General features: G+C 57.9%; 28 protein-coding genes. 11 read left to right on the top strand and 17 right to left on the bottom strand.

Going from position 1 to position 22,851, the window contains the following annotated elements; all coding sequences use genetic code 11:
• Window position 1: 1 nt before the first annotated feature.
• On the bottom strand, window positions 2–742 hold the full coding sequence (locus ABH912_RS19840; RefSeq protein ID WP_033059839.1) for a gluconate 2-dehydrogenase subunit 3 family protein: 741 nt from the start codon (window positions 740–742) through the stop codon (window positions 2–4).
• 298 nt (window positions 743–1,040) lie between these two features.
• On the opposite strand from ABH912_RS19840, the gene ABH912_RS19835 reads away from it, so the two are divergent.
• A complete protein-coding gene (locus ABH912_RS19835; protein WP_429511441.1) occupies window positions 1,041–1,685 on the top strand; it encodes a tyrosine-protein phosphatase in 645 nt (214 codons plus the stop codon).
• Window positions 1,686–1,694: 9 nt separating this feature from the next.
• On the opposite strand, the gene ABH912_RS19830 is transcribed toward ABH912_RS19835, so the two are convergent.
• From ABH912_RS19830 to prlC, 3 genes are all read right to left on the bottom strand, one after another.
• Window positions 1,695–3,737 carry a M3 family metallopeptidase gene (locus ABH912_RS19830; protein WP_429511440.1) on the bottom strand — a complete coding sequence of 681 codons (2,043 nt, stop codon included), beginning with the start codon at window positions 3,735–3,737 and terminating at the stop codon, window positions 1,695–1,697.
• A 114-nt stretch (window positions 3,738–3,851) separates the two neighbouring features.
• Window positions 3,852–4,139, bottom strand: coding sequence for a YheV family putative zinc ribbon protein (locus ABH912_RS19825; protein WP_033059844.1), 288 nt, complete (start codon window positions 4,137–4,139; stop codon window positions 3,852–3,854).
• The gene (gene prlC, locus ABH912_RS19820; protein WP_429511439.1) at window positions 4,136–6,214 is read right to left on the bottom strand and encodes an oligopeptidase A; all 2,079 of its coding nucleotides are present in this window, start codon (window positions 6,212–6,214) and stop codon (window positions 4,136–4,138) included. Before prlC ends, ABH912_RS19825 begins: the two co-directional genes overlap by 4 nt.
• Window positions 6,215–6,276: 62 nt before the next feature.
• Between prlC and ABH912_RS19815 the strand changes: the two genes are divergently transcribed.
• The 3 genes from ABH912_RS19815 to ABH912_RS19805 all read left to right on the top strand — a co-directional run bounded on the left by ABH912_RS19815 (window position 6,277) and on the right by ABH912_RS19805 (window position 8,132).
• Window positions 6,277–6,822, top strand: a complete 546-nt coding sequence (locus tag ABH912_RS19815) for a gamma carbonic anhydrase family protein (protein WP_033059847.1) — start codon at window positions 6,277–6,279, stop codon at window positions 6,820–6,822.
• Between the two features lie 26 nt (window positions 6,823–6,848).
• Window positions 6,849–7,499, top strand: a complete 651-nt coding sequence (locus ABH912_RS19810; protein WP_033059849.1) for an HAD family hydrolase — start codon at window positions 6,849–6,851, stop codon at window positions 7,497–7,499.
• Between the two features lie 174 nt (window positions 7,500–7,673).
• Window positions 7,674–8,132: an REP-associated tyrosine transposase gene (locus tag ABH912_RS19805; RefSeq protein ID WP_429511438.1), complete on the top strand. Its 459-nt coding sequence runs from the start codon at window positions 7,674–7,676 to the stop codon at window positions 8,130–8,132.
• 91 nt (window positions 8,133–8,223) lie between these two features.
• On the opposite strand, the gene ABH912_RS19800 is transcribed toward ABH912_RS19805, so the two are convergent.
• Complete coding sequence (locus tag ABH912_RS19800) at window positions 8,224–9,315, bottom strand: aminopeptidase (protein ID WP_429511437.1); 1,092 nt, start codon at window positions 9,313–9,315, stop codon at window positions 8,224–8,226.
• A gap of 59 nt (window positions 9,316–9,374) precedes the next feature.
• Between ABH912_RS19800 and ABH912_RS19795 the strand changes: the two genes are divergently transcribed.
• Both ABH912_RS19795 and ABH912_RS19790 read left to right on the top strand, forming a co-directional pair.
• Window positions 9,375–9,797, top strand: coding sequence for a hypothetical protein (locus ABH912_RS19795; RefSeq protein WP_033059852.1), 423 nt, complete (start codon window positions 9,375–9,377; stop codon window positions 9,795–9,797).
• Window positions 9,798–9,837: 40 nt separating this feature from the next.
• Window positions 9,838–10,257, top strand: a complete 420-nt coding sequence (locus ABH912_RS19790) for a hypothetical protein (RefSeq protein WP_033059854.1) — start codon at window positions 9,838–9,840, stop codon at window positions 10,255–10,257.
• A gap of 6 nt (window positions 10,258–10,263) precedes the next feature.
• On the opposite strand, the gene ABH912_RS19785 is transcribed toward ABH912_RS19790, so the two are convergent.
• Together ABH912_RS19785 and ABH912_RS19780 are read right to left on the bottom strand one after the other, a co-directional pair.
• Window positions 10,264–10,497 carry a DUF1161 domain-containing protein gene (locus tag ABH912_RS19785; RefSeq protein WP_033059856.1) on the bottom strand — a complete coding sequence of 78 codons (234 nt, stop codon included), beginning with the start codon at window positions 10,495–10,497 and terminating at the stop codon, window positions 10,264–10,266.
• Between the two features lie 157 nt (window positions 10,498–10,654).
• Window positions 10,655–11,086: an OsmC family protein gene (locus ABH912_RS19780; protein WP_027926114.1), complete on the bottom strand. Its 432-nt coding sequence runs from the start codon at window positions 11,084–11,086 to the stop codon at window positions 10,655–10,657.
• Window positions 11,087–11,327: 241 nt separating this feature from the next.
• On the opposite strand from ABH912_RS19780, the gene ABH912_RS19775 reads away from it, so the two are divergent.
• The gene (locus ABH912_RS19775; protein WP_429511436.1) at window positions 11,328–12,329 is read left to right on the top strand and encodes an LLM class flavin-dependent oxidoreductase; all 1,002 of its coding nucleotides are present in this window, start codon (window positions 11,328–11,330) and stop codon (window positions 12,327–12,329) included.
• A 64-nt stretch (window positions 12,330–12,393) separates the two neighbouring features.
• Here ABH912_RS19775 and ABH912_RS19770 read toward each other — a convergent pair whose 3' ends face one another.
• Together ABH912_RS19770 and ABH912_RS19765 are read right to left on the bottom strand one after the other, a co-directional pair.
• Complete coding sequence (locus ABH912_RS19770) at window positions 12,394–12,618, bottom strand: DUF1161 domain-containing protein (protein WP_033059862.1); 225 nt, start codon at window positions 12,616–12,618, stop codon at window positions 12,394–12,396.
• Between the two features lie 120 nt (window positions 12,619–12,738).
• On the bottom strand, window positions 12,739–12,954 hold the full coding sequence (locus tag ABH912_RS19765; protein WP_008027736.1) for a dodecin: 216 nt from the start codon (window positions 12,952–12,954) through the stop codon (window positions 12,739–12,741).
• Between the two features lie 155 nt (window positions 12,955–13,109).
• On the opposite strand from ABH912_RS19765, the gene ABH912_RS19760 reads away from it, so the two are divergent.
• Complete coding sequence (locus tag ABH912_RS19760) at window positions 13,110–13,436, top strand: DUF883 family protein (RefSeq protein ID WP_033059863.1); 327 nt, start codon at window positions 13,110–13,112, stop codon at window positions 13,434–13,436.
• Here ABH912_RS19760 and ABH912_RS19755 read toward each other — a convergent pair.
• Window positions 13,409–14,326: a LysR family transcriptional regulator gene (locus ABH912_RS19755; RefSeq protein WP_033059865.1), complete on the bottom strand. Its 918-nt coding sequence runs from the start codon at window positions 14,324–14,326 to the stop codon at window positions 13,409–13,411. The genes ABH912_RS19760 and ABH912_RS19755 overlap by 28 nt on opposite strands.
• Before the next feature lie 112 nt (window positions 14,327–14,438).
• Here ABH912_RS19755 and trpB point away from each other — a divergent pair, with 112 nt between their 5' ends.
• The 3 genes from trpB to ABH912_RS19740 all read left to right on the top strand — a co-directional run bounded on the left by trpB (window position 14,439) and on the right by ABH912_RS19740 (window position 17,048).
• Complete coding sequence (gene trpB / locus ABH912_RS19750) at window positions 14,439–15,659, top strand: tryptophan synthase subunit beta (RefSeq protein WP_033059867.1); 1,221 nt, start codon at window positions 14,439–14,441, stop codon at window positions 15,657–15,659.
• Window positions 15,659–16,471, top strand: a complete 813-nt coding sequence (gene trpA, locus ABH912_RS19745) for a tryptophan synthase subunit alpha (protein WP_033059869.1) — start codon at window positions 15,659–15,661, stop codon at window positions 16,469–16,471. The genes trpB and trpA overlap by 1 nt, the downstream gene beginning before the upstream one ends.
• A gap of 121 nt (window positions 16,472–16,592) precedes the next feature.
• Entirely contained in the window at window positions 16,593–17,048 is a 456-nt protein-coding gene (locus ABH912_RS19740; protein ID WP_033059871.1) for an anti-virulence regulator CigR family protein, read from the top strand.
• A gap of 50 nt (window positions 17,049–17,098) precedes the next feature.
• On the opposite strand, the gene ABH912_RS19735 is transcribed toward ABH912_RS19740, so the two are convergent.
• The 7 genes from ABH912_RS19735 to ABH912_RS19705 all read right to left on the bottom strand — a co-directional run bounded on the left by ABH912_RS19735 (window position 17,099) and on the right by ABH912_RS19705 (window position 22,789).
• Window positions 17,099–19,060 carry a DUF4105 domain-containing protein gene (locus ABH912_RS19735; protein ID WP_429511435.1) on the bottom strand — a complete coding sequence of 654 codons (1,962 nt, stop codon included), beginning with the start codon at window positions 19,058–19,060 and terminating at the stop codon, window positions 17,099–17,101.
• On the bottom strand, window positions 19,057–19,377 hold the full coding sequence (locus ABH912_RS19730) for a DUF2388 domain-containing protein (protein ID WP_033059875.1): 321 nt from the start codon (window positions 19,375–19,377) through the stop codon (window positions 19,057–19,059). The genes ABH912_RS19735 and ABH912_RS19730 overlap by 4 nt, the downstream gene beginning before the upstream one ends.
• Window positions 19,378–19,404: 27 nt before the next feature.
• A complete protein-coding gene (locus tag ABH912_RS19725; protein WP_033059877.1) occupies window positions 19,405–19,722 on the bottom strand; it encodes a DUF2388 domain-containing protein in 318 nt (105 codons plus the stop codon).
• Between the two features lie 107 nt (window positions 19,723–19,829).
• A complete protein-coding gene (locus ABH912_RS19720; protein ID WP_008044656.1) occupies window positions 19,830–20,147 on the bottom strand; it encodes a DUF2388 domain-containing protein in 318 nt (105 codons plus the stop codon).
• Between the two features lie 145 nt (window positions 20,148–20,292).
• Entirely contained in the window at window positions 20,293–20,502 is a 210-nt protein-coding gene (locus ABH912_RS19715) for a DUF1127 domain-containing protein (RefSeq protein ID WP_082459185.1), read from the bottom strand.
• Between the two features lie 258 nt (window positions 20,503–20,760).
• Window positions 20,761–20,976 carry a DUF1127 domain-containing protein gene (locus ABH912_RS19710; protein WP_008154465.1) on the bottom strand — a complete coding sequence of 72 codons (216 nt, stop codon included), beginning with the start codon at window positions 20,974–20,976 and terminating at the stop codon, window positions 20,761–20,763.
• A 319-nt stretch (window positions 20,977–21,295) separates the two neighbouring features.
• Window positions 21,296–22,789 (bottom strand): acetyl-CoA hydrolase/transferase family protein, encoded by a 1,494-nt coding sequence (locus ABH912_RS19705; protein ID WP_033059880.1) that lies wholly within the window; start codon window positions 22,787–22,789, stop codon window positions 21,296–21,298.
• Window positions 22,790–22,851: the final 62 nt, after the last annotated feature.

Genomic DNA, 22,851 nt, shown 5'->3' with positions numbered 1-22,851 from the left:
CTTACGCCCTCTCGCCGCGAATCGAAACTGCCGGGAAGGGGTATTGCTCGTTGCGTTCCACCCAATCCATGAAATCGGCGCGGGCGCCGGGGAAACCGATCATGGTCCAGCCGACCATGCCTTTATTGCCACCGTGAATCGGGTCGCAGAAGAACCCTTCTTTGGTGTTTTGCAGCAGCAGGTTGAAGAAAATCTTCGCTGGAACACTGTCGAACTGGGGTTTTCCGGCCTCGAGTTGCTTGAGCAAATCGTCTCGGGTAGCGCTGTCTTGCTCAGCAAATACTTTACCGTTGAACGTTTTCGACCAAGCATCCGTCGCGGCGATGCCCAGGCGATAAATCTCTTTGGGCACCAGTTTGCTCTGCCAGCCCATTTCCGGAGCAGCGTCTGCGTTGAACGGTCCCTGCATGAACCACAGCGCACCGGCCGCGTAAGGCGTGTTCATCTGGCGGTCGATGTATTCGGGCACACCGGCTTCCAGGGCACCTGGCCCTTGGGCATCGTTTGGAATCAGCTGCGCGACAGCCGCCTTGATGAACGTCCATTCTTCTGCGGTGAAGTAGCTGGGTTCATAGGTGCTGGTGCTGACCGGCGCTTTGCCGGAACTGGCCGGGGTTGCTTCGGGCGCGGCCATCAGGACCGTGCTGCCCAGACCGGTGCTGGCAACGGTGACCACCGGGATCAAGGTCAGGGATTTGCGCAAAAACTCACGCCGCGGGTTGTCTCGATCTTGATCGGACATAGGGGGGCACCTCATCAGGCATTAGCGGTTTTTCAGCCGTCTCGCAGGACGACTTTTCGTTTTGACACCGATGCAGAACGCCAGCAAACGGGGAGCAATAGGGCGCATCGGTAATATGGGGTAACAAATGGTAGCAGGCTAAGCATCAAGATGAACCGATTCAGCTAAAAAACCTCGGTTTTGCGACGAAAGCGCTCGGCTGATTCACGATTCTTTGACAGACGGCTCACAGGCCTTTGACCGCTCGGGGGGGAAGCTGGGCGTCATCTTCCCGATTCTCCTGAACGGTCACCCAAGCATGTCTCTATCGCGTTGTATCCCAGCGATCTGCCTGTCGCTGGCCGCACTGTTAAACCTGACGCCGGCCCTTGCCGACGACAGCGCGTTGCCCCGCCCTGCGGAGTGGGCTCAATCGGTCGAGGTGCAGTACAACCTCTTCAAAATGTCCCCGACGCTCTATCGCAGTGCATTGCCTGACAGAGGCGCCGTGCCGTTACTGGAAAAACTCAAGGTCGGGACCGTTATCACTTTCCTGCCCGAGTCGGACTCCAACTGGTTGTCGACACCAGGGATCGCACAGGTACAACTGCCCTATCGCACCAACCATGTGGATGATGCGGATGTACTCAAGGCTCTTCGCACAATCCAGACTGCCGAAGCCAAGGGACCGGTGCTGATGCACTGCAAACATGGTTCGGATCGCACGGGCCTGATGGCGGCCATGTACCGGGTCGTGGTGCAGGGCTGGAGCAAGGAAGACGCCCTGAACGAAATGACCCAGGGCGGATTTGGTGACAGCACTCATTTCAAGGACGGCGTCCGTTACATGATGCAGGCCGATGTCGACAAGCTCCGCACCGCGTTGGCCAACGGCGATTGCAGCACGAGTCCGTTCGCCAGTTGTTCGATGAAGAGTTGGTTCAAATCGGCCCACGTCGAGTAAACCATTGCGTCAGCGGGCAACGGCCTCTGACGAAAGCGCGAAAAGGTCTTCGGCGATTGGCCGTTGAAGAAACGCTTCCAGGGCGGTCAGCAAGGAGCGCGAATCGCCCGGAGAAAAAAACGCCTCGCGAAAGGCTCGCCCTGTTTGCGCATTGAAAACCCAATCCTGACGGAATCGCTTGAAGGCTTCGATGGCCAGTACGCCTGACCACGTGTAGGCGTAAACGGACGCTGCGTAACCGGTCACCATGTAGTCAAAGCTGTTTGCGAATCGGCAATAAGACGGCAGTTGCACAGGGGGAAACTCCCGCTGAACGTCTTCGAATACTTGCTGGATGCTACGGCCATCGCCTTGGCAGCGATGCAGATCGAAGTCGAACAAGGCGCCCATCAGCAAGAATGCGGTTTGTCGACTGGTCCGGGTTTCGAGGGCTGCCAGTACTGTGTCTACCCGCGCCTCGGTCAAGCGGTCACCGCTTTGGTGGTGGGCACCCAGCCATAATAGAAACTCCCGTGACAGGCACCACTGCTCGAATACCTGCCCTGCGAACTCCACAGTATCGCGCCCCAGCTGGGAAATGCCGGAAAGGTTGTGATGCGCCGAACTCGTCAGCACGTGTTGCAGACAATGACCGAATTCATGAAAAAGCACCCGTAGATCCTCATGCTCAAGCAGGCACGGATGGCCGTCGGCTCCAGGCGTGAAGTTGCAGTGAAGATCGGCAATCGGTAGCGCTACCCGGCCTTCGGTGTTTATTCGTCGGTTTCGCAGCGTGCCGGTCCAGGCGTAATCCGGAGCTTCTTTGCGGTGGAACGGGTCAAGATAAATATGCCCGATGGTCTGACCATGCTCGCTGATCTCAAACAGGCGCACGTCGTTATGCCAGCGACTGAATTCAGCCTGCTCGAGGATCCGGATCCCGAACAGGCGTTCACAGAACAGGCAGAGTCGTCGCAAGGTGCCGTCCAGAGGAAAATAGTCGCGCAGATTCTTCAGGGCTTCAGGGAAACGATGGTGGTGCAGTTGTTCAGCGAGAAATTCGTGGTCCCAAGCGTGTACTTCAGAGATACCCCGTACGAGCGCAAACGCTTGTACCTCCTTTGAATCCCTTGCAAGGGGCGGTGTGTTCAATGTCACTTGCCGACGCAGGAAACTAAGGACTTGACCGGTGGACTCCGCCGCTGCGGAGGCCAGACGCAGTTGCGCGAAATTATCGAACCCTAGCAATTCGGCTTTCTGGTGACGCAGCGAAAGCAGCAACGTCAGTACAGGATCATTATCGAACTCGTCGGCATTTGGGCCTTGATCGGACGCGCGCGTGGAGTACGCCACGAAATATTCTTCTCGCAATGCCCGATTTTCGGCGTACCTCATGATTTGCTGGTAGGTGTTTTCATCCAGGGGAATCAGCCAGCCTTCATGTCCTGCTTCTTTGGCCAGGTGTCTCAGACGATCTTTTACGGTGGGGTATAAACCTTCCAGTACCGCAATGTCATCGACGTGCTTGGTCCATGCAGCGTTGGCGCTATTCAGATGGATGAGAAACTGCTCTTCGAGCCGATCGATGTCGAGGTTCAACCGGGCCAGCTTTTCCCGTTGCATCAGGGGCAAGTCGATCCCGCTCAATTGAAACTTGCGCAGAATCTTGGCCAGCGCGGCCTTGCGCGGTTCATCGAAGTTGAGGGCGATCGAACTGTTCGCCAACCGCTGGTATGCATCAAACAACAGCCGATTGCTCATTTTTTCGGATAGGTACTGCGCCCCGGCGTCGCTGCACGCAGCAGCTGCCGTGCTCCAGGCGGTATCGTTGTGTTTCGCCATCGACAGGATCCGGATGATGCCCAAAGCTTCGCCCAGGCGCGCATCGATTTCATCGATGGCCAGAACCAGGTCATCCCAATTGGGAAATACGGATTGGCTGATGATGGTTTCGACAATGATCTGCCGGTTGTCGGTAATGATGGCTGTGATTGCCGGCACGAGGTGCTCGGTGCGGACCTCCGACCAGGGCGGCAGGTCCCAGGCTTGCAAAAGAGGATTGGTGTCGGGCATGGCGTCTTCCTTGAGCAGAGGCTGAATGTGATCAGCCTATAAAGGAAGCGCAGGGGAAAGGTGGTAGATAGTTACCACCTTCCAATCCGTTCAGGAGTGGAAGGTGGTGGTGACTCAGTGCTGCTCGTCAGGCTTTTTCTTCAGCTTGGGGTTCGGGAAAAACTGCACGGCCTGAACCTTGGCGTCCGGCACTTTCAGCGCCGAGGTGTTGACTCGCGTACCCAATTCCTTGGGCACGGAAAGGCCTTGTTCATTCAGCGTGTCGGAATATCCGCAGGCCACGCACTCACGGTGCGGGACGTCGTCTTCGTTCCACATCATCAATTTGTCCGGCTCGCTGCAGGCCGGGCAGACTGCCCCGGCGATAAAGCGCTTTTTGGTGATCACAGGACCCTCGCTCATGCTGCCGCGACCTCACTCAGGCCGCTGTGGCGCAAGAGTGCGTCAATCGACGGCGGGCGTCCGCGGAAGTCGACGAACAGCACCATCGGTTCCTGGGAACCACCACGCGCCAGGATCGCTTCGCGGAAGGCGCGGCCGGTCTCGGCGTTGAGTACGCCTTCTTCTTCGAATTTCGAGAAGGCATCCGCCGACAGCACTTCAGCCCATTTGTAGCTGTAGTAGCCCGCCGCATAACCGCCGGCGAAGATGTGCGCAAAGCTGTTCGGGAAACGGTTGTAGGCAGGTGGACGCATAACCGACACCTCGTCGCGCACACCTTCAAGTACCTGCGCCACGCTGCGGCCGTCACCGTGGGTGGCGTGCAGGTCGAAGTCGAACAGCGAGAACTCCAGCTGACGGACCATCATCAGGCCGGACTGGAAGTTCTTCGCCGCGAGCATTTTCTCCAGCAGGTCCTGAGGCAACGGTTCGCCGGTTTCGTAGTGACCGGAGATCAGCGCCAGACCTTCCGGCTCCCAGCACCAGTTCTCCATGAACTGGCTTGGCAGCTCGACCGCATCCCAGGCCACACCGTTGATGCCGGATACGCCGGCGTGTTCAACGCGGGTCAACAGGTGATGCAGGCCGTGACCGAATTCGTGGAACAAGGTGGTCACTTCATCGTGGGTCAGCAGGGCTGGCTTGCCGCTGTCGGCCGGGGTGAAGTTGCACACCAGGTTGGCCACCGGGCTTTGCAATACGCCGCTGATCGTGCGGCGACGGTCGCGGGCGCCGTCCATCCAGGCACCGCCACGCTTGTTGGCGCGAGCGTAGAGGTCGAAGAAGAAGCGGCCGACGTGCTGGCCGTTTTCCTTGATTTCGAACAGGCGAACATCCGGGTGCCAGGTGTCGAAGCCTTTCTGCTCGGCGATCTCGATGCCGTACAGACGCTGAACGATAGCGAACAGACCGCCCAGCACTTTGTCGATCGGGAAGTAAGCGCGAAGGGCTTCCTGGGCGACGCTGTAGCGCTGCTCGCGAAGCTTTTCACCGTAGAAACCGCTGTCCCAGCTTTGCAGGTCCGGGCAGCCTTGTTCGGCGGCATAAGCCTTGAGCTGTTCCAGGTCCTGGGCGGCGAACGGTTTGCTGCGTTTGGCCAGATCGCGCAGGAAACTCAGCACCTGATCGCTGGATTCGGCCATTTTGGTGGCCAGGCTCAGCTCCGAGAAGCTGGCGAAACCGAGCAGCTTGGCCAGTTCCTGACGCAGGTCGAGGATTTCTTCCATGACCGGGCCGTTATCGTTCTGACCGGCATTCGGGCCTTGGTCCGACGCACGGGTGCAGTAGGCGGCGTAGACTTCTTCGCGCAGGGCGCGGTCCTGGGCGTAGGTCATCACCGCGTAGTAGCTCGGGAATTCCAGGGTGATCAGGAAGCCTTCCAGGCCTTTGGCCTGGGCAGCCGCAGCCATTTGCGCCTTGGCCGACTCGGTCAGGCCGGCGAGGGTAGCTTCATCAGTGACGTGTTTGGTCCAGGCCTGAGTGGCGTCGAGCAACTGGTTGGAGAAGCGGCTGCCCAGCTCCGACAATTTGCTCTGCACTTCGGCGTAACGTTTTTGTTCGGCTTCCGGCAGGTCGATACCCGACAGACGGAAGTCACGCAGGGAGTGTTCCAGGATAGTTTTCTGCGCCACCTCGAAACCGGCAGCTTCGGGGCTGTTAGCCAGCGCTTCGAACGCCTCGAACAACTCGCGGTTCTGGCCCAATTCGGTGGAGTAGGCGCTCAAGGCCGGCAGGCAGGACTCGTAGGCTTCGCGCAATTCGGCGCTGTTGCACACGGCATTCAGGTGGCTGACCGGGCTCCAGGCGGCGCCCAGACGATCGTTCAGCTCGTCCATCGCCAGTACCAGGCCGGCCCAGGTCGGTTGTTTGCCCTGGGTTTTGAGGATCTCGATAATGGCGGCGCGGTTGTCAGCCAGGATTTGTTCAATAGCCGGTTGCACGTGTTCGGCACGGATCGCCGAGAACGGCGGCAGGTCGTAGGACTGCAAAAGAGGGTTGTTCACGCTCACGGTTGGCACCTTGGCTGGAAGAAACATTGCGCCATCTTAATTACAATCGACGCTCACCGCAGCTATCAGCAACAGAGAGAAACCCTATCGTGACCCTTCGCAAGTATCAGAACCACACGCCGCTGCTGGGCAAAGGCGCCTTTGTCGACGGTTCGGCGGTGGTGATCGGCGACGTCGAAATCGGCGAAGACAGCTCGGTCTGGCCGCTGACGGTGATTCGTGGCGACATGCACCGCATCCGTATCGGTGCGCGTACCAGCGTGCAGGACGGCTGTGTGCTGCACATCACCCACGCCGGGCCGTTCAATCCCGATGGCTTTCCGCTGCTGATTGGCGACGATGTGACCATCGCGCATAAAGTCATGCTCCACGGTTGTAGCGTGGGCAGCCGGGTTTTGATCGGCATGGGCAGCATCGTCATGGACGGTGCGGTGGTCGAGGATGATGTGATCATTGGTGCTGGCAGCCTGGTGCCCCCGGGCAAACGCCTGGAAAGCGGCTTCCTTTATGTGGGCAGCCCGGTGAAACAGGTCCGGCCACTGACTGACAAGGAAAAAGCCTTTTTCACCTACAGCGCGGCGAACTACGTGAAGCTCAAGAATTTGCATCTGGCCGAAGGCTACGACCAGCTCTGACCCTGCGCCCTTATTCAGGATTCAACATGCATTACCAAACCGTATTGTTTGACCTCGATGGCACCCTGACCGATCCTCGCGAGGGCATCACCCGTTCGATCCAGTTCGCCCTGAGCAAACTGGGCATCGATGAGCCCGACCTGACCAAGCTTGAACACTTCATCGGCCCGCCGTTGTTGCAGGCGTTCATGCAGTTCTACGACTTCGACGAGCCCAAGGCGTGGGAAGCGGTGAACTTCTATCGCGAACGCTTCAAGGTCACCGGTCTGTACGAGAACCGCGTATTCGACGGCGTCACCCCATTGTTGGAAACCCTCGGCGGGCAAGGGCGACAGCTGTACATCGCGACGTCCAAACCGTGGATTTTTGCCCGGGAAATTGCCCGGCACTTCGACTTCGCCAAACACTTCAAAGTGATCTACGGCAGCGAACTGGATGGAACCCGGACCAACAAAGTCGAGCTGATCGCCCACTTGATGGCCGAAGAAGGCCTGGACCCGGCCAACACCCTGATGATCGGCGACCGTAAACACGACCTGATCGGTGCGCGCAGTAACGGGCTGGATTCGGCGGCTGTTGGTTATGGCTTTGGCAGCCGGGAAGAGTTGAGCGCTGAAGCCCCGACCTGGCACTTCGAAACGCTGGAAGAGATGCATCAGGCGTTTTTACAGCGTTAATCAATACGTCTTCGCGGGCAAGCCTCGCTCCTACAGGAAATACGCCGCTCCTGTAAGAGCGAGGCTTGCCCGCGAAGGCGTCCCCTCAGACACATCCTGAGCAATTGTTCTCACTCCAGTCCCTTCTTATCGTCCTAGCCTGAAGAATAAGGCCACGATCAAGGAGGATCATCTTTGCCGAAGTTAAAACATGCTCATCGATTGCGCACTGGACGATATTCGGAGTCCGGACAGATCTATCTACTGACTGCCGTAGTTTTGAATCGGGAACCGTTATTCCGCGACTTCAAGAGTGGACGATTGGTAGTTGACGCCCTTAGAGCTGCTGAGCGAGAAGGGTTTGCGACGTCTCTAGCCTGGGTTGTCATGCCCGATCATTTCCATTGGCTGATCGAGTTGCAGAATACTCAGTTACCAAAGTTGATGGCGCGAACCAAATCACGCATCGCAGTGACGCTAAATCGCTCCGTAGGACGCCAAGGTTCGGTTTGGCAACATGGCTATCACGATCGCGCCATTCGCAAGGAAGAAGATCTACAGGCGGTTGCGCGATACATCGTCGCCAATCCATTACGCGCGGGGTTGGTGCAGAACGTAGGCGATTATCCGTTGTGGGATGCAATTTGGTTGTGAGCAGTTCAAGAACGCCTTCGCGGGCAAGCCTCGCTCCTACAGGAACCGCGTATTTCCAGTAGGAGCGAGGCTTGCCCGCGAAGAGGCCCGATCAGCCACCGCGACTTTTCAATTGAGCCAAAGCATTCAGTGCCGCCTTGCGCTCCCCAACCGGCAACGCGCCGAGCTTCTCGACTGCCGCATAAAACTTCACCCAATCCCCACCCATCCGTCTGAACAACGCCGCAAACGCCGGCACCCATTGGTCGTACAGCCCAAATGGCAACAGCCGGGCATTGTTCATCGGCGCATTGATCCACGCGTCATAGCGTTTGTCCCCAGCCCATTGGCTGTCGCGCAGCTGCCGGTATTCACCCCGCAATCGTTCGAACTCGTCGGCTTTGCGCTGGCGCATCCGGTCGGCGGACAGGGGCAGGGTGTACAGCCGTTCGAGTCGCGTGCGGGTCTCCAGAACCAATTGAATGAACTGGTCCCGTTGCTGCACCTGCGCGCCGCTGTCCGGTGGCAAGCCGCGGAACGCACGCCATTGGCGGGTGCCTTCCTGTTCGACGAAGGTGGCGAAAGACTCATTGAACTCGGTGTCGTCCTTCACATAAAAACGTTGATGTGCCAGCTCATGGAAAATCAGCGTGGCCAATCGTTCGTCACCCCACGCCATCATCGAACTGATAATCGGATCGTTGAACCAGCCGAGCGTCGAATAAGCCTCGACGCCACCGATCGACACGTCCATACCTTGCAAACGTTGCAACGCAGCTTCACCGCGGGCCGCGCTCTGGCTGTAATAACCGCGGTAGGCGACGCAGCCGGCGATCGGGAAGCAATGGTTCTGTGGTGTCAGGGAAAATTCCGGCGTGGCAAACACGTTCCAGACTACGAACGGCCGGCCAATGTCGGCGTACAAACGGTAACTTTGGTTGTCCGGCAGCTGCAGCTGTTGGCTGGCGAACGTGCGGGCTTTTTGCGATTGAGTCAGATGCGCACGCAATTGCTGATCGCGAGCGGGATCGGCAATCACTCTGGAAACCGGCTCGCGTGCCCGCAGCAATTGCAGCTGACCACTGGCCAATTGGCCGTAATAGCTGACGCCGGCGCAACCGTTGAGAAACAAAAACATCACACCCGGAAACAAAATGCGTAAAACGCGATCAAGTAACCCAAGGCTTGGAAGCGGCCTGATCAAAATGAATCATCCATGGAGAGTCTGCCCGCAAGACTATCCCGCCTGACTGGAGCTCCGCTATGCGCACGTTGATGCTGACAGGAAGCCTGTTGATGCTGGCAGGTTGTGCTGGATTCGGATTACCCCCCCATGATCCGGCTCAAGCGTGGATCGACCTGGAATCGAAGCAGGAAGACACCGCGCTGCAAGCGCTGGAAGTCGATGACAAGGCCGCCACCGACAAGCGCTATTTCGAGGTTCAGCCGGGTAGCCATGAGCTCACCGTTCGTTACCAATTCCCGGTTGCGCCAACCAACATCGGACCCGACGCCGAGCCACTATGGCGTGACTGCCAGCTAAACGTGAAATTCAACGACTTCAACGCTGGCGAGCGGTATCAGCTCAAAGCAGGAAACATCGGTTTTCGGCCGTGGGCAAAGCTCTATGATCAGCAGCGAAAAGTGATTGGCCAGGGTGTACCGGCAGGCTGCCAACGCACCTGATCGGCGTTATTCTAAAGGACCAGTCCTTGAGAACATCGTCATGCGCAGGTTAACGCTGTTACTTGCTGCAAGCATCGTTGCGGGATGTCAGAGCCCGTTGCCAGCGGTTAATCCGCAGATGGCCTGGGTCGATTTTTCTACGCCATTCCCCAACGATAAATTGCTGATGGCCGAACGCCTGGACAACCAGCGGTTGCGCGACGGGCGTTTTTTCCAGGTCACCCCGGGTAGCCATGAGCTGATTGTTCGATTCGACTTTGAAGTGCCCGGTGGCGGCCTGGGCATCATGAACGGCCCCACGGAACGCTTGTGCTACCTGACCATCAACTACGATCATTTCGAAGCCGGCCAGCGTTATGTGCTGGTAGGCCAGTCGATAGCGTTTACTCCCGGCGCCCGGCTGTACAACGCCAAGCGTGAAATCGTCGCTGAAGATCGAGAGTCCTATTGCCTCATGTGAGGCGAATCAGCGGTCGTTCTTCTGGTAGATGATTTTTTTCGTGCCGCCGTCGCACGAGCCAACGACCATGTTCTGATCGTGTACTTCGTCGTTGGTGACGATTTCCAGCGTATAGGACGAGACGTTATTGGCCTGGATCTTGGCTTCAATCTCGGCCTTGAGTTCTTCACAGGATTTCGCTGCCGCCAGGGCCGATGTGGCCATCGCGCAACAGATAATCGCCAAGGCAAAACGTTTCATGGTTGAAGCTCCTTTGAGGCAGCGCGCACGAAGATGCGTTTTAGCTGCTGTCATTTATTCGACCACAATCTCGCCAGCCAGGTTTTGTTTCAGGACAAAAAAAGAACGCAGCCCGCCGAGGCTGCGATCTTTTATCGGGGAGCGCGACAACCCCCAATCAGCTGAGCAATGTTGCATCCAGACTGATTTTCGCATTCAGCACTTTGGAAACAGGGCAGCCTTCTTTGGCTTTATTGCTCAATTCCTCAAATTGAGCCTGAGTCGCCCCAGGAATCTTCGCTTTGAGGATCAATTTCACCGCCGTGATCGCAAATCCGCCGTCCACCTGGTCCAGGGTGACTTCGGCATTGGTATCGATGCTGTCAGCCTTGAGACCGGCATCGCCGAGAATCATCGAAAACGCCATGGAGAAGCAGCCCGCGTGCGCTGCGCCGATCAGCTCTTCCGGATTGGTGCCCTTGCCGCCTTCGAAACGTGCCTTGAAGCCGTAGGGGGCTTCTCTGAGGACACCGGTTTCCGTGGAAATCGAGCCGATGCCGGTTTTCAGATCACCTTCCCAATGAGCCGATGCTTTCTTTGTAATAGCCATGAATGCCTCCTCAAGATCCGGCGCGAAGCGTCGCGCCTTAGTGGTTTTCGGTTGCTAGGGTTCTGAGGATAGACCGTGGTGCAAAGTTCACCTGATCTGATCGGTCCTCTTATTTCGTAGGAATTTTGGCTCTGCCATTGAAACTCGGGTATATGCCCTCATTGCATGAATCACGCTTATAGATTCGGCAGGTTTTCGTTTGTAAGAAAAAACCTGCGCCCTCAATTGGAGAAGCAGGCTTATGAAACGACTGTCCGATATCAAGTTCTCGACCCTCGATCTGGTGCCCGTGCGGGAGAACGGCAGCGCGGCCCAGTCGCTGCGCAATTCCCTGGACCTGGCGCAGCACGTCGAAAAATTCGGCTACAACCGTTTCTGGGTTGCCGAACACCACAACATGGATGGCATTGCCAGTTCGGCGACTTCGGTTCTGCTTGGCTACCTGGCTGGCGGCACCTCGACCATTCGTGTCGGCTCGGGCGGTGTGATGCTGCCCAACCACGCGCCGCTGGTGATCGCCGAGCAGTTCGGCACGCTCGAAAGTCTGTACCCGGGCCGGATCGACCTGGGCCTGGGGCGTGCACCCGGTTCCGACCAGATGACCGCCCGCGCTTTGCGTCGTGAACGCTCCGGCAGCGCCGACGATTTCCCGGAAGATGTTGCCGAACTGATGCGATACCTCGGCCCACGGACCCCGGACCAGCGGATCATCGCAATGCCGGGCACCGGCACTAATGTCCCGGTCTGGCTGCTGGGCTCCAGCTTGTTCAGTGCACAACTGGCCGGTGAGCGCGGTTTGCCCTACGCCTTCGCCTCACATTTCGCACCGCGCTTCATGCATGAGGCCATTCGCGTCTATCGCAACCACTTCAAGCCTTCAGCAATATTGGATAAACCTTACGTAATGCTCGGTGTGCCCTTGGTGGCTGCTGACACCGACGAGCAGGCTGATTATCTGGCAACCTCGGTCTATCAGCGCATCCTGGCGTTGATGCGTGGCCAGAGCCTGGTGCAACGTCCTCCGGTAAAAACCATGGACGGCCTGTGGCTGCCTCATGAAAAAGAAGCCGTCGGTGATTTCCTGGGTCTGGCCATGGTGGGCAGTCCGCAGAAGATCCGCGCCAAACTGGACGTGCTGATCGAGCAGACCCAGGCGGACGAGCTGATTTTTACCTGCGACCTGTACGAACATGCCGATCGCGTGCACTCCTACGAGCTGCTGGCCCAGGTCATGAAAGGCTGACGCTCAAATAGCGAACACAAAAAAGCCGACGTCATTGCGTCGGCTTTTTCATTTTCGAGGGAGGTCAGCCCTGCTTGTAGACGATTTGCTTGGAGCCTTTTTCACAGGTGCCGACGACTTTCCCACCGGCAGCAGTGCCTTTATCGACGATTTCCAGCGAATAATTAGAAATGCCTTTGGCATCCAGTTTCGCGGCGATTTCGGCTTTAAGCTCTTCGCACGACTTGCCCTGGGCCAGGGCTGTTCCTGCAAGACTCAACAAACCTACCGCCAAAATAAAATTCCTCATCGGTCGCATTCCCTGGTCGGATCAATAGGGGCACCGGCGATCAGCCGGATGTAATGATGTAGCGCTTTGCCATTCCCTATGGCGCTCGGCCAGCGCGCAGTTTCGAATGCTAGCTCAAATTCAGCTACTGGCAATCCGGAACCCGACTTTGAGTGTCACCTGGAAATGTGCAGCCTTACCGTCCTTGATGTGCCCGCGGGTTTCGGTCACTTCAAACCATTCCATATATTTGAGGCTTTTGCTGGCCTCGGCCAGTGCGTTGTTGATGGCGTCTTCAATGCTGCTGGTGGACGAACCGACGAGTTCGACTTTCTTGTAGGTGTGATGGTCAGTCATGGCGTTCTCCTCAGGGTGTGAAATACAGCCTAGCAGTGATTTTTCGTATTACTTCTGTCGGCTAATCCGAAGTGGAAGTTCAGATTTACTGCACTTTCTCGAACCCCTGAAGTCCCAACCAACACACGCAACTCAATCAATGCAGGAGAGCCACCATGGCCAACACCTCTTTACGTAAAGCCTCATTGCAAAGCATGGAAGCCGAGATCGAGAGTCTGCTGAAGTCTTTGGAAAGCCTGAAGGACGACGCCTCGGACGAGTCGCGTAAAACCCTTAAAGCCTTGAAAGGCAACGCCGAGAACGCTCTGAAGCATTCACGTCATCTGCTCAGCGATGCGTACGAAGAAGTCAAAGTCAAAACCCGTGAAACCGGGATTGCCACGCGGGACTACGCTCAGGAACACCCTTGGACGACAGCGGGTGTCGCCGTTGGTGCATTGGGTCTGCTCGCGGCTTATCTGCTGTTCAAACGCGGTGACTGATCCGTTTGGCGCAGCTCGTTTTTGAGCCACTGCGCCAATTGCCGAGCACGCCCGTCCGCGGCGCGCTTGGGTAGCCACAACGCCAGTTGCGCCGGAGTTTCGCTGAAGCCCCATGGCGCAACCAGGCGGCCGGCCTTCAAGTCCTCGGCCACCAGCGGCTCGGGCGCAATCGCCACCCCCAGGCCGGCCACTGCGGCCTCCAGCAAATAATACAAATGTTCGAAACCTTGACCGTACTTCAACGCCTTGGCGTCGAGGCCGCTTTGCTGTGCCCAGCTTGGCCAGGCCTGCGGGCGTGAGGTGGTGTGCAGCAATGGCTCGCTCAGCAGCGCTGCGGGCGGTGCGTTTTGCAGTCGTTCGTAGCCCGCGAATCGCGGGCTCATGACCGGGCCGATCCGTTCGCTCGCCAACTCATAGACTTGCATGTCCGCTGGCCACGGTGGCTCGGCAAACACCAGCAAGGCGTCCAGTCCCGGGCGACGTGGATCGAGATCACCCTCGCCAGCCGACAGGTGCAGGCGCAGGTCCGGCAGGTCGGTATTCAGCCGTCCCAACCTGGGAATAAACCAGCGTGCCAACAAGCTGCCCGAGCAACCCAGCACAAACGGTGCGTCGGCGGTGCTTTGGGTCAGCTCTGCACACACAGTCCGTAAACGCTCGAACGCCTCGCCGCTGACATCGCGTAAACGAATGCCTGCATCTGTGAGTTTAAGGCCGCGTCCATCCTTGATGAACAGGCTCACGCCCAAGTGTTCTTCAAGCACCTTGAGTTGCCGGCTGACCGCACCATGGGTGACGTGCAGCTGTTCGGCGGCCTTGCTGACGCTGTTCAGGCGGGCAGTCACTTCGAAGGCCCGAAGGGCGTTCAGCGGGGGAAGGTCATGGCTCATGAGATATGTGAGTTTTCCTGACAGGTTGCAGCGATCTTATCGGTTTTCAGCTGAAGGCGTCAGGGGTAGAGTTAAGCGCATTGTCATCCCACGCATTCAACTGGAGCGACCCATGACCCAGACTAATCTGCGCAACGGCCCCGACGCCAACGGCCTGTTTGGCGCGTTCGGCGGCCGTTACGTCGCTGAAACCCTGATGCCGTTGATCCTCGATCTGGCCCGTGAATACGAATTGGCCAAGGATGATCCTGCATTCAAAGAAGAATTGGCCTACTTCCAACGCGACTACGTGGGTCGTCCAAGCCCACTGTACTTTGCCGAACGTCTGACAGAGTTCTGCGGCGGTGCGAAGATTTACCTCAAGCGCGAAGAGCTGAACCACACCGGCGCGCACAAAATCAACAATTGCATCGGCCAGATCCTGCTGGCGCGGCGCATGGGCAAGAAACGCATCATCGCCGAGACCGGCGCTGGCATGCACGGCGTGGCGACCGCCACCGTGGCTGCGCGTTTTGGCCTCGATTGCGTGATCTACATGGGCACCACTGACATCGAACGTCAGCAGGCCAACGTATTTCGCATGAAGCTGCTGGGCGCCGAAGTGATCCCGGTGGTGGCCGGTACCGGCACCCTGAAAGATGCGATGAACGAAGCCCTGCGTGACTGGGTGACCAACGTCGACAGCACCTTCTACCTGATCGGCACTGTGGCCGGTCCGCACCCTTATCCGGCGATGGTTCGCGACTTCCAGGCGGTTATCGGCAAAGAAACCCGTACTCAACTGCAAGACCAGGAAGGTCGTCTGCCGGACAGCCTGGTGGCGTGCATCGGTGGCGGTTCCAACGCCATGGGCCTGTTTCACCCGTTCCTTGATGACAAGAGCGTCGAGATCATCGGCGTTGAAGCGGCCGGCTACGGTATTGAAACCGGCAAGCACGCGGCCAGCCTGAACGGCGGCGTACCGGGTGTACTGCACGGCAACCGTACCTTCCTGCTGCAGGACGACGATGGCCAGATCATTGACGCTCACTCGATCTCTGCCGGCCTCGATTATCCAGGCATCGGCCCGGAACACGCCTGGTTGCATGACATCGGCCGCGTCCAGTACACCTCGGTAACCGACGACGAAGCCCTCGACGCGTTCCACAAATGCTGCCGCCTGGAAGGGATTATTCCTGCACTGGAAAGCGCCCATGCCCTGGCCGAAGTGTTCAAGCGCGCACCGACCCTGCCAAAAGATCACCTGATGGTGGTCAACCTGTCCGGTCGTGGCGACAAAGACATGCAGACCGTAATGCACCACATGGAACAATCCCAGCAGGAGAAACACTGATGAGCCGCCTGCAAACGCGTTTTGCCGAACTCAAGGAACAGAATCGTGCCGCCCTGGTGACCTTCGTGACCGCTGGCGACCCGAGCTATGACACTTCGCTGGCGATCCTCAAAGGCTTGCCAGGCGCTGGCGCTGACGTGATCGAGTTGGGCATGCCCTTCACCGATCCAATGGCCGATGGCCCGGCAATCCAGTTGGCCAACATCCGCGCCCTCGGCGCCAAGCAGAACCTGGCGAAAACCCTGCAAATGGTTCGTGAGTTCCGTGAAGGCAATACCGAGACACCGCTGGTGCTGATGGGGTACTTCAACCCGATCCACATGTACGGCGTACCGCGTTTCATCGCCGACGCCAAAGAGGCCGGTGTTGACGGTCTGATCGTGGTCGACTTGCCGCCCGAGCATAACGGCGAGCTGTGCGACCCGGCCCAGGCTGCCGGTCTGGACTTCATCCGTCTGACCACCCCGACAACCGATGATGTGCGTCTGCCGACCGTTCTGAACGGCAGCTCAGGTTTCGTCTACTACGTGTCTGTTGCCGGTGTGACCGGTGCGGGTGCGGCGACGCTGGAGCATGTTGAAGAAGCCGTTGCACGTCTGCGTCGCCACACCGATCTGCCGATCAGCATCGGTTTCGGTATTCGTACACCGGAGCAAGCGGCGTCTATCGCGCGTCTGGCTGATGGTGTGGTGGTGGGTTCGGCGTTGATCGATCACATCGCCAATGCTTCGACTCCAGATCAGGCTATCGATGGCGTGTTGAGCCTTTGCTCGGCGCTGGCCGAAGGCGTGCGTAAAGCCCGCGTCAGCTGAAGGTAAAGTTCCTGATACAGAGGAATTAGAGCCTCGCGGCACAGACTAAACAGCAAGACCGAGGGCTTCAGGACTACGTTCTGAAGCCCTTTTTGCTGTATGTGCAGTGAGGAAAGACCCGATGAAAATGCCGAAACGTCTGATTGCCAGCCTGGGTGTGCTGATGCTCAGTGCCACCCCGTTGCTGAATGCGAGTGCTGATCAGCGCGACGATCACGACCGCGGCGGCCCGCAGCAAGGCCATTACGATAACCGCGGTGACAATCATGGCGACGATCACCGTGGCCCGCAGGACAATCATCGCGGCGGCCCTCCGCCACGGGACTTCGGCCCGGTGCGCCAGACTATCCACGATAACCATGGCTATTTCGTACGCGGTGCTCCGCCACCTCCGGGTATTCATCTGGTACGTGGTCGACCGCTGCCTCACGGCTATTACGGCGAACGCCTCGATAACCGGGCGTTGGGCCGGCTGCCGTATTACCCAGGGTACGAATGGCGCCGTGCGGGCGGCGACATTGTGCTGATCGCCGTAGGAACCGGGATCGTTTATGAAATTCTCGAAGGGGTGCTTTGAATAGCAGGTAGGCGTAGAAGGCTTCGCGGATTAGCCGCGAAGCCTGTTGTTTACGGCAACTCCAGCCCGCCCGCCGCCTTGTGCAACTTCCTCAGATGCTCGCCAACCTGCTTCAGGTTGGCTTCATTGGCGGCCATTTCGGCTGCACGGCTCGGGTCGAGCAGCGCTCTCACCTCTTTGTCCAGATCGCCTGTCAGGGCCTGAAGCTGCTTCTGCCGCAGGCTGCTTTCCGATTCCAGACGCTGCCACTCACTTGGCTGCGGCAATCCATAACCACCGGTGCCGAGCAGCTCCGCCGGACGGCTGAGGAAGCCGCTGTTTGCAAGAATTTGCTGCAAGGTCGCATTGGCCTTGTCCATGCCGCCGTTCTTCAATTCCCGAGCGCCCAGATAGCGCTGCTTTACTTCGTCCTGGGCCAGCACCAATTGTTGGCGGAAGGCTGCCTGCTCCAGTAACAGCAAGGCTGCGCTGGTGCGCAAATCGGCTTGGTCGATCCATTGCCTGCGCTCTTCAGCTTTCAATGCGAGCCAGTCTTCGACCTTGTCCTGCTTGATCGGCAAGTGCTTCTTCAGCACTTCGAACATCGCTTGATAACGATCGCGGAAGGAGTCGAATCGATAGCCCAGACGCAGTGCTTCGCGGGGATCGTCCAGTACGCTGGTGTCCGCTAGTCCACGGCCCTTGAGCACTTCCAGCAAACCGTTGGGCATGATGCTGTCCAACCCGACCAATTTTGTATTGTTGGTGCTGCTGCGCAGCAACTTCAGGCCTTCTACAGCGCAGTTGTTGGACAGGAAGAAGTAGTTGCCGTCGTAACTCCAGTGCATTTCCGCGGCGTGTTCCACCACGTCCTCGATCTCGCTGCGCGACAGGGTCAACGGCACCGAGGCCAGGCTGCGCAGTTCGGTTTTGGTGTATTCGTCGATCACTTGGGCTAGCGGCAGGATAAATAGACGCGACGGGTATTTGCCCACTAGTCCGTCCCAACTCGACAGCTGCACGTCACCGACGAAGGCGCGGTAGGACAACACCAGATGCTGATCCAGATCCAGGCGACAATCCGGCCCACGGGGGCGGCCGGGGGCGCAGATCACCAATCGCAACATGCTGTGACCCCAGCGGCTGACCCAGTTCTGGTTGGCTTCAGCCAGCAGATAGTCGACGGCGTAGACCCGTTCCGGATCGACCTGGCCTAGTGGTGTTTTGGCGAAATCGTTGCCGGCATTGAGGAAGGAGAAGGTTTTGCCGCAAGTGTCTTTAACCGCGGGCGCCCAGCCGAAATGTTCTTTGTAGTAGCGGTACAACGCAGGACGGCGACAGGCGTAGGCCGGGTCGAGAAGGAAATATTCCATGTTGACCGCGACGAACTCCTTGGGGCTGCTCGTCTCGTAAATGTCGGGGCTGCGGGCAATTTGCCGGTTGTGCTGTTCGCGCTCGCCACGACGGCCGACATACTGTGGCCAGCCGGCGAGGTCGAGCAGGTGCGGATCGTCGCTGAGCGTAAAGCGTCGGTCGGACTGGCCGCGACATTGATCGGGAATGCCAATTAGCCCTGAGCTGCTGTTGCGCCGGGTGCAGCGCTGAATCAGCGTGCGCTCTGCGTCTGGCCAAAGTCGCGAGCGGTCATAGATGTGGGTGAGTTCGTGCAACACCGTGGCAAGCATTTCGCGGCGCACGGTGACATGGGGACGGTAAGTCTTTTTGGTCGCGGCGCTGCCGTCAGTGAGGCTGGCAAGCAGGTTGCGGTTGAGATCGAGCTCAGACACCAGCGACGCCTGGCCGTAAGCGTTGCTAGGCATGTCATCGGTCCAGCCGACGTCAATGCGTCGGTCAAGCTGTTCGATGAACCGCGGCGGCAGCGCCTGCATGGCTTCATCGAGCAGCGCCTGACTGGCCTGCTGTTGAGCGGGGCTGAGTCCTTCGGTTTTAAGCCTTAATTGCAAGTCAGCCTGGGCCGTGTTGCCGAGCAGCAACATGACCCCGGCCAACAGCCAGGCGCCTGGTGACCTCACAGTGCGAGGATGGCTTCGGCGAGAACCTGATCACTGGCGTCGCGGGCTTCCGGTACGCGGGTACGCAACGTGTTGAAAGCCGCTTCCAGGTGCGCGCCACGAATCTCGCCATCGCTGGCGACGAAACTGGCCGCATCGTCGTGGGCTTCACGAACGATCTTCGAGTCACGGATGGACGTCGTGGTATCGGAAGTGAAATCAAGTGTGCGCCGGGTGGCATTGATGAGGATGTTACTGGTGGCAACCAGGGTTTGCGCCTGAGTCACATCGGCCAATAACAGCAGGCCAAGGGCGACAACAATCAGGGGGCTACGCATGGAACGACTCCGCAAGGACAAGGATAACTATTGGACGAGAATTGCCTGCGCCAGTTCAAGGTCGCTGGCATGAAGTTTTGGCTGGGTCCGGCGCAGATAAATAAGGGCGGACTCCAGCTGTGCTCCTCGCAGTTGGCCGTCACTGGCAATGAACGCCGCAGCGTCATCGTGTGCTGCAAGTAGCAGCTTACGGTCGAAGGGGGCAGAGGTCACCATGCTTGTGGCGTAGCCGGTAGCCACGATGCCTTGTGTAGACAGATTGAAGGCGTCATAGGCATGGGCCGAACCCGCCCAGCAGGCCGCCATGAAAAGCGGAGAGATCAACAGGTTTGAAAGAAAACGCATGAGACTCGATAGCTGAAGGCGAGTCGCAAGGCTAGCGCAACGTCCGATCTAGAGCCAGCGCCGAAACATTGGGACACGGCTGGCGTGTCCCACGTCAGCGGTGACGCTTAGATAGTCAGTATGGCTTGCGCCAGTTGTGCATCAGTCGCGTTCAGCTGAGGTGCTTGGTGGCGAATATGGTCGAGTGCGCTTTCCAGTTTCACGCCACGAATGGCGCCTTCGCTGGCCACGAAGCTGGCGGCGTCGTCACGGGCGGCGCGTACGATTTTGTCATCGCGAAAGGAAGAAGTGACATCGGAGGTCGCATCGGACGTGGCCTTGAGCGCGCCGACGACGGCGTCGGTGGTCACGATAAAGCTGGTGGCGTGGGAATTGGCGGCCACGGCAAGCAGGGCTGCAGCGCTGAGCAGACGAAGACGGGACATGGTGAAACTCCTTTGGGAAATCTGATTGAGAGGTGGCGCAGTGTCTGTTGAATCAGACGCCAATCATGTAGCGTTCGCCACGTTTCATCTGGATATTAGGCCTATGGGTGTCGGTTCGAACAGTCCCGTCTGTTCAAGCAGGAAGCTAGCGCCAGAACGGTTTATCCAATTCGTTGAGACGATCCGAGTGGCTGATGTTCAGGTCTGAGAGTTGCCGATCATCAAGTTGGCCCAGCAAACGCCGGGTTCGAGCCCTTTCCAGGTTATTGGCAACGCCCCTCAGTAATCGACGAAACCAGAGGAAACGAGGCGTTGATTGAGACGTGGAAACGGAAACATCCAGTAAGTGATTCATGGCGCGGTCCTTTTGCGGGCAGTTCGGGATTTCATGGTGATCCCGTCCTTTCTTCCGCAACAGACACACTGCGCTTAAATTGTACTGGTTCAGTTGTTTAAATAGTAAAACTGTACCTGTCAGGCTGAGTCTCTACTGTATGACCCATGTTGAGGGTCCAAAACGACAAAGCCCGTCGTGGTTTCCCACGACGGGCTTTGTTTTTTCAATTTGGAGTGCTGGCGGTGGACCCGGTGGGTCAGAGCCAGCGACGCTAACTTAGCGCCAGAACGGCTTGCTCAGCTCTTCGTAGCGTTGTGCTTCGCTAATCCCTGCGTCAGCCAGCAGACGCGAATCCAGACGAGCCAGTTGATGGCGGCTGGAGATGCGGCGCTGCCACAGCATCAGGTTGGCGAGAACGCGAAGAGGCGTGGAAGCCTGGGTTTTTACAGCGTTGTCTTCGAAAAACAGCTCGGAACTGAGTGTACGTTCCATGATTGACATCCTTCCGCTTATGGCGGGATTAGGTAGTGGTTTAACTGATGCCAATGATCCTCTCGTTTGGCCAGTCTCTCTAGATACAGTTCACCTGTATTGTGAGGGACCAGTTAACTGTTAAAGGGCGGTGTACTGGTCGAAATTGAGGCAACTGTACTTGTCTGCACTAATATTGTGCGTTTTTGCTCGGTTGACTCGAAAAGGTAGGCAATTACGGTAGGAAATGACCGGTACAGCAGTACAGTTTTATTCAGGATTTGATTTGGCAACAGCAAGCTGACGAAACTGTGTTTGCGTCAGCTGCTATCTGTATCAATTACACCGCGAGCATCCGCCCGGTTTCTTCCAGGTTTATGTGCCAGCTCAGGGCATCACGCAGGATATGCGGCGTATGTCCGCCGAGTGCACACGCGGCTGTGAAGTAGTCATCCAGGGCTTGGCGATAGTCCGGGTGCACGCAGTTGTCGATGATGACTCGAGCGCGTTCTCGCGGTGCCAGGCCACGCAAGTCCGCCAGACCGATTTCGGTGACAAGGATGTCGACGTCATGCTCAGTGTGATCAACGTGACTGACCATCGGCACCACGCTGGAGATCGCGCCGCTCTTGGCGATCGACTTGGTCACGAAGATCGCCAAATGCGCGTTGCGCGCAAAGTCGCCCGAGCCGCCGATGCCGTTCATCATCCGCGTGCCGCAGATGTGGGTGGAGTTGACGTTGCCGTACAAGTCGAATTCAAGCGCCGTGTTGATGCCGATGATGCCGAGTCGGCGCACCACTTCCGGGTGGTTGGAAATTTCTTGTGGACGCAGGACCAGTTTGTCCTTGTAGCGCTCGAGGTTGCCGAAAACATCGGTATTGCGACGGCTCGACAAGGTGATTGAGCTGCCCGAAGCAAAGCTCAGCTTGCCGGCGTCGATCAGGTCGAAGGTCGAGTCCTGAAGCACTTCGGAGTACATCGTCAGGTCTTCGAACGGCGAGTCGATCAGCCCGCACATCACTGAGTTGGCGATGTTGCCAATCCCGGCTTGCAGCGGGCCGAGCTTGTTGGTCATGCGCCCGGCAGCCACTTCCTGCTTGAAGAAGTCGATCAGGTGGTCGGCAATGGCCTGGGTATCAACGTCCGGCGGCAGCACAGTGGACGGCGAGTCAGACTGATTGGTGATCACGATAGCGACGATCTTTTCCGGCGGAATCGGGATGGCAGTGCTGCCAATGCGATCGTCGACCTTTACCAGCGGGATCGGCGTGCGGGTCGGCCGATAGGTCGGGATATAGATGTCGTGCAGACCTTCGAGATTCGGGTTGTGCGCCAGGTTAATCTCGACGATCACTTGTTTGGCGAAAATCGCGAAGCTGGCCGAGTTGCCCACCGAAGTGGTCGGTACGATATGGCCCTGCTCTGTGATCGCCACGGCCTCAATCACCGCGATGTCCGGCAGTTTGAGCTGCTGGTTGCGCAATTGCTCAACAGTTTCCGAAAGATGCTGGTCAATGAACATCACTTCGCCGGCATTAATGGCCTTGCGCAGGGTGCTGTCGACCTGGAAGGGCATGCGTCGTGACAATACGCCGGCTTCGGTGAGCTGCTTATCGAGGTCATTGCCCAAGCTGGCGCCGGTCATCAGGGTGATTTTCAGCGGGGTGATTTTGGCGCGCTCGGCCAATGCGTGGGGCACGGCTTTGGCTTCGCCGGCGCGAGTGAAACCACTCATGCCGACGGTCATGCCGTCCTCAATCAGAGCGGCAGCGTCAGCGGCGCTCATCACCTTATCCAACAACGAAGGCAAGCGAATACGATCACGGTACATGGATTGTTATCTCGGGCAACGAAAGCAAGGTATGCAGTTTAGTGATTTCAAAAAAAATCCTC

The sequence above is a fragment of the Pseudomonas sp. BT76 TE3572 genome (assembly GCF_050435365.1).
GTDB classification, from domain to species: domain Bacteria; phylum Pseudomonadota; class Gammaproteobacteria; order Pseudomonadales; family Pseudomonadaceae; genus Aquipseudomonas; species Aquipseudomonas fluorescens_W.
The sequence above is the reverse complement of the archived record's forward strand: the minus strand, read 5'-3'. Positions and strand labels throughout refer to the sequence as shown.

Bases quoted from the DNA above. Each gene is read 5' to 3' on its own strand.
- ABH912_RS19840 (WP_033059839.1), bottom strand. From the start codon at position 742: ATGTCCGATCAAGATCGAGACAACCCGCGGCGTGAGTTTTTGCGCAAA.
- ABH912_RS19835 (WP_429511441.1), top strand. From the start codon at position 1,041: ATGTCTCTATCGCGTTGTATCCCAGCGATCTGCCTGTCGCTGGCCGCA.
- ABH912_RS19830 (WP_429511440.1), bottom strand. From the start codon at position 3,737: ATGCCCGACACCAATCCTCTTTTGCAAGCCTGGGACCTGCCGCCCTGG.
- ABH912_RS19825 (WP_033059844.1), bottom strand. From the start codon at position 4,139: ATGAGCGAGGGTCCTGTGATCACCAAAAAGCGCTTTATCGCCGGGGCA.
- prlC (WP_429511439.1), bottom strand. From the start codon at position 6,214: ATGTTTCTTCCAGCCAAGGTGCCAACCGTGAGCGTGAACAACCCTCTT.
- ABH912_RS19810 (WP_033059849.1), top strand. From the start codon at position 6,849: ATGCATTACCAAACCGTATTGTTTGACCTCGATGGCACCCTGACCGAT.
- ABH912_RS19795 (WP_033059852.1), top strand. From the start codon at position 9,375: ATGCGCACGTTGATGCTGACAGGAAGCCTGTTGATGCTGGCAGGTTGT.
- ABH912_RS19790 (WP_033059854.1), top strand. From the start codon at position 9,838: ATGCGCAGGTTAACGCTGTTACTTGCTGCAAGCATCGTTGCGGGATGT.
- ABH912_RS19785 (WP_033059856.1), bottom strand. From the start codon at position 10,497: ATGAAACGTTTTGCCTTGGCGATTATCTGTTGCGCGATGGCCACATCG.
- ABH912_RS19780 (WP_027926114.1), bottom strand. From the start codon at position 11,086: ATGGCTATTACAAAGAAAGCATCGGCTCATTGGGAAGGTGATCTGAAA.
- ABH912_RS19775 (WP_429511436.1), top strand. From the start codon at position 11,328: ATGAAACGACTGTCCGATATCAAGTTCTCGACCCTCGATCTGGTGCCC.
- ABH912_RS19770 (WP_033059862.1), bottom strand. From the start codon at position 12,618: ATGAGGAATTTTATTTTGGCGGTAGGTTTGTTGAGTCTTGCAGGAACA.
- ABH912_RS19765 (WP_008027736.1), bottom strand. From the start codon at position 12,954: ATGACTGACCATCACACCTACAAGAAAGTCGAACTCGTCGGTTCGTCC.
- ABH912_RS19760 (WP_033059863.1), top strand. From the start codon at position 13,110: ATGGCCAACACCTCTTTACGTAAAGCCTCATTGCAAAGCATGGAAGCC.
- ABH912_RS19755 (WP_033059865.1), bottom strand. From the start codon at position 14,326: ATGAGCCATGACCTTCCCCCGCTGAACGCCCTTCGGGCCTTCGAAGTG.
- trpB (WP_033059867.1), top strand. From the start codon at position 14,439: ATGACCCAGACTAATCTGCGCAACGGCCCCGACGCCAACGGCCTGTTT.
- trpA (WP_033059869.1), top strand. From the start codon at position 15,659: ATGAGCCGCCTGCAAACGCGTTTTGCCGAACTCAAGGAACAGAATCGT.
- ABH912_RS19740 (WP_033059871.1), top strand. From the start codon at position 16,593: ATGAAAATGCCGAAACGTCTGATTGCCAGCCTGGGTGTGCTGATGCTC.
- ABH912_RS19730 (WP_033059875.1), bottom strand. From the start codon at position 19,377: ATGCGTAGCCCCCTGATTGTTGTCGCCCTTGGCCTGCTGTTATTGGCC.
- ABH912_RS19725 (WP_033059877.1), bottom strand. From the start codon at position 19,722: ATGCGTTTTCTTTCAAACCTGTTGATCTCTCCGCTTTTCATGGCGGCC.
- ABH912_RS19720 (WP_008044656.1), bottom strand. From the start codon at position 20,147: ATGTCCCGTCTTCGTCTGCTCAGCGCTGCAGCCCTGCTTGCCGTGGCC.
- ABH912_RS19715 (WP_082459185.1), bottom strand. From the start codon at position 20,502: ATGAATCACTTACTGGATGTTTCCGTTTCCACGTCTCAATCAACGCCT.
- ABH912_RS19710 (WP_008154465.1), bottom strand. From the start codon at position 20,976: ATGGAACGTACACTCAGTTCCGAGCTGTTTTTCGAAGACAACGCTGTA.
- ABH912_RS19705 (WP_033059880.1), bottom strand. From the start codon at position 22,789: ATGTACCGTGATCGTATTCGCTTGCCTTCGTTGTTGGATAAGGTGATG.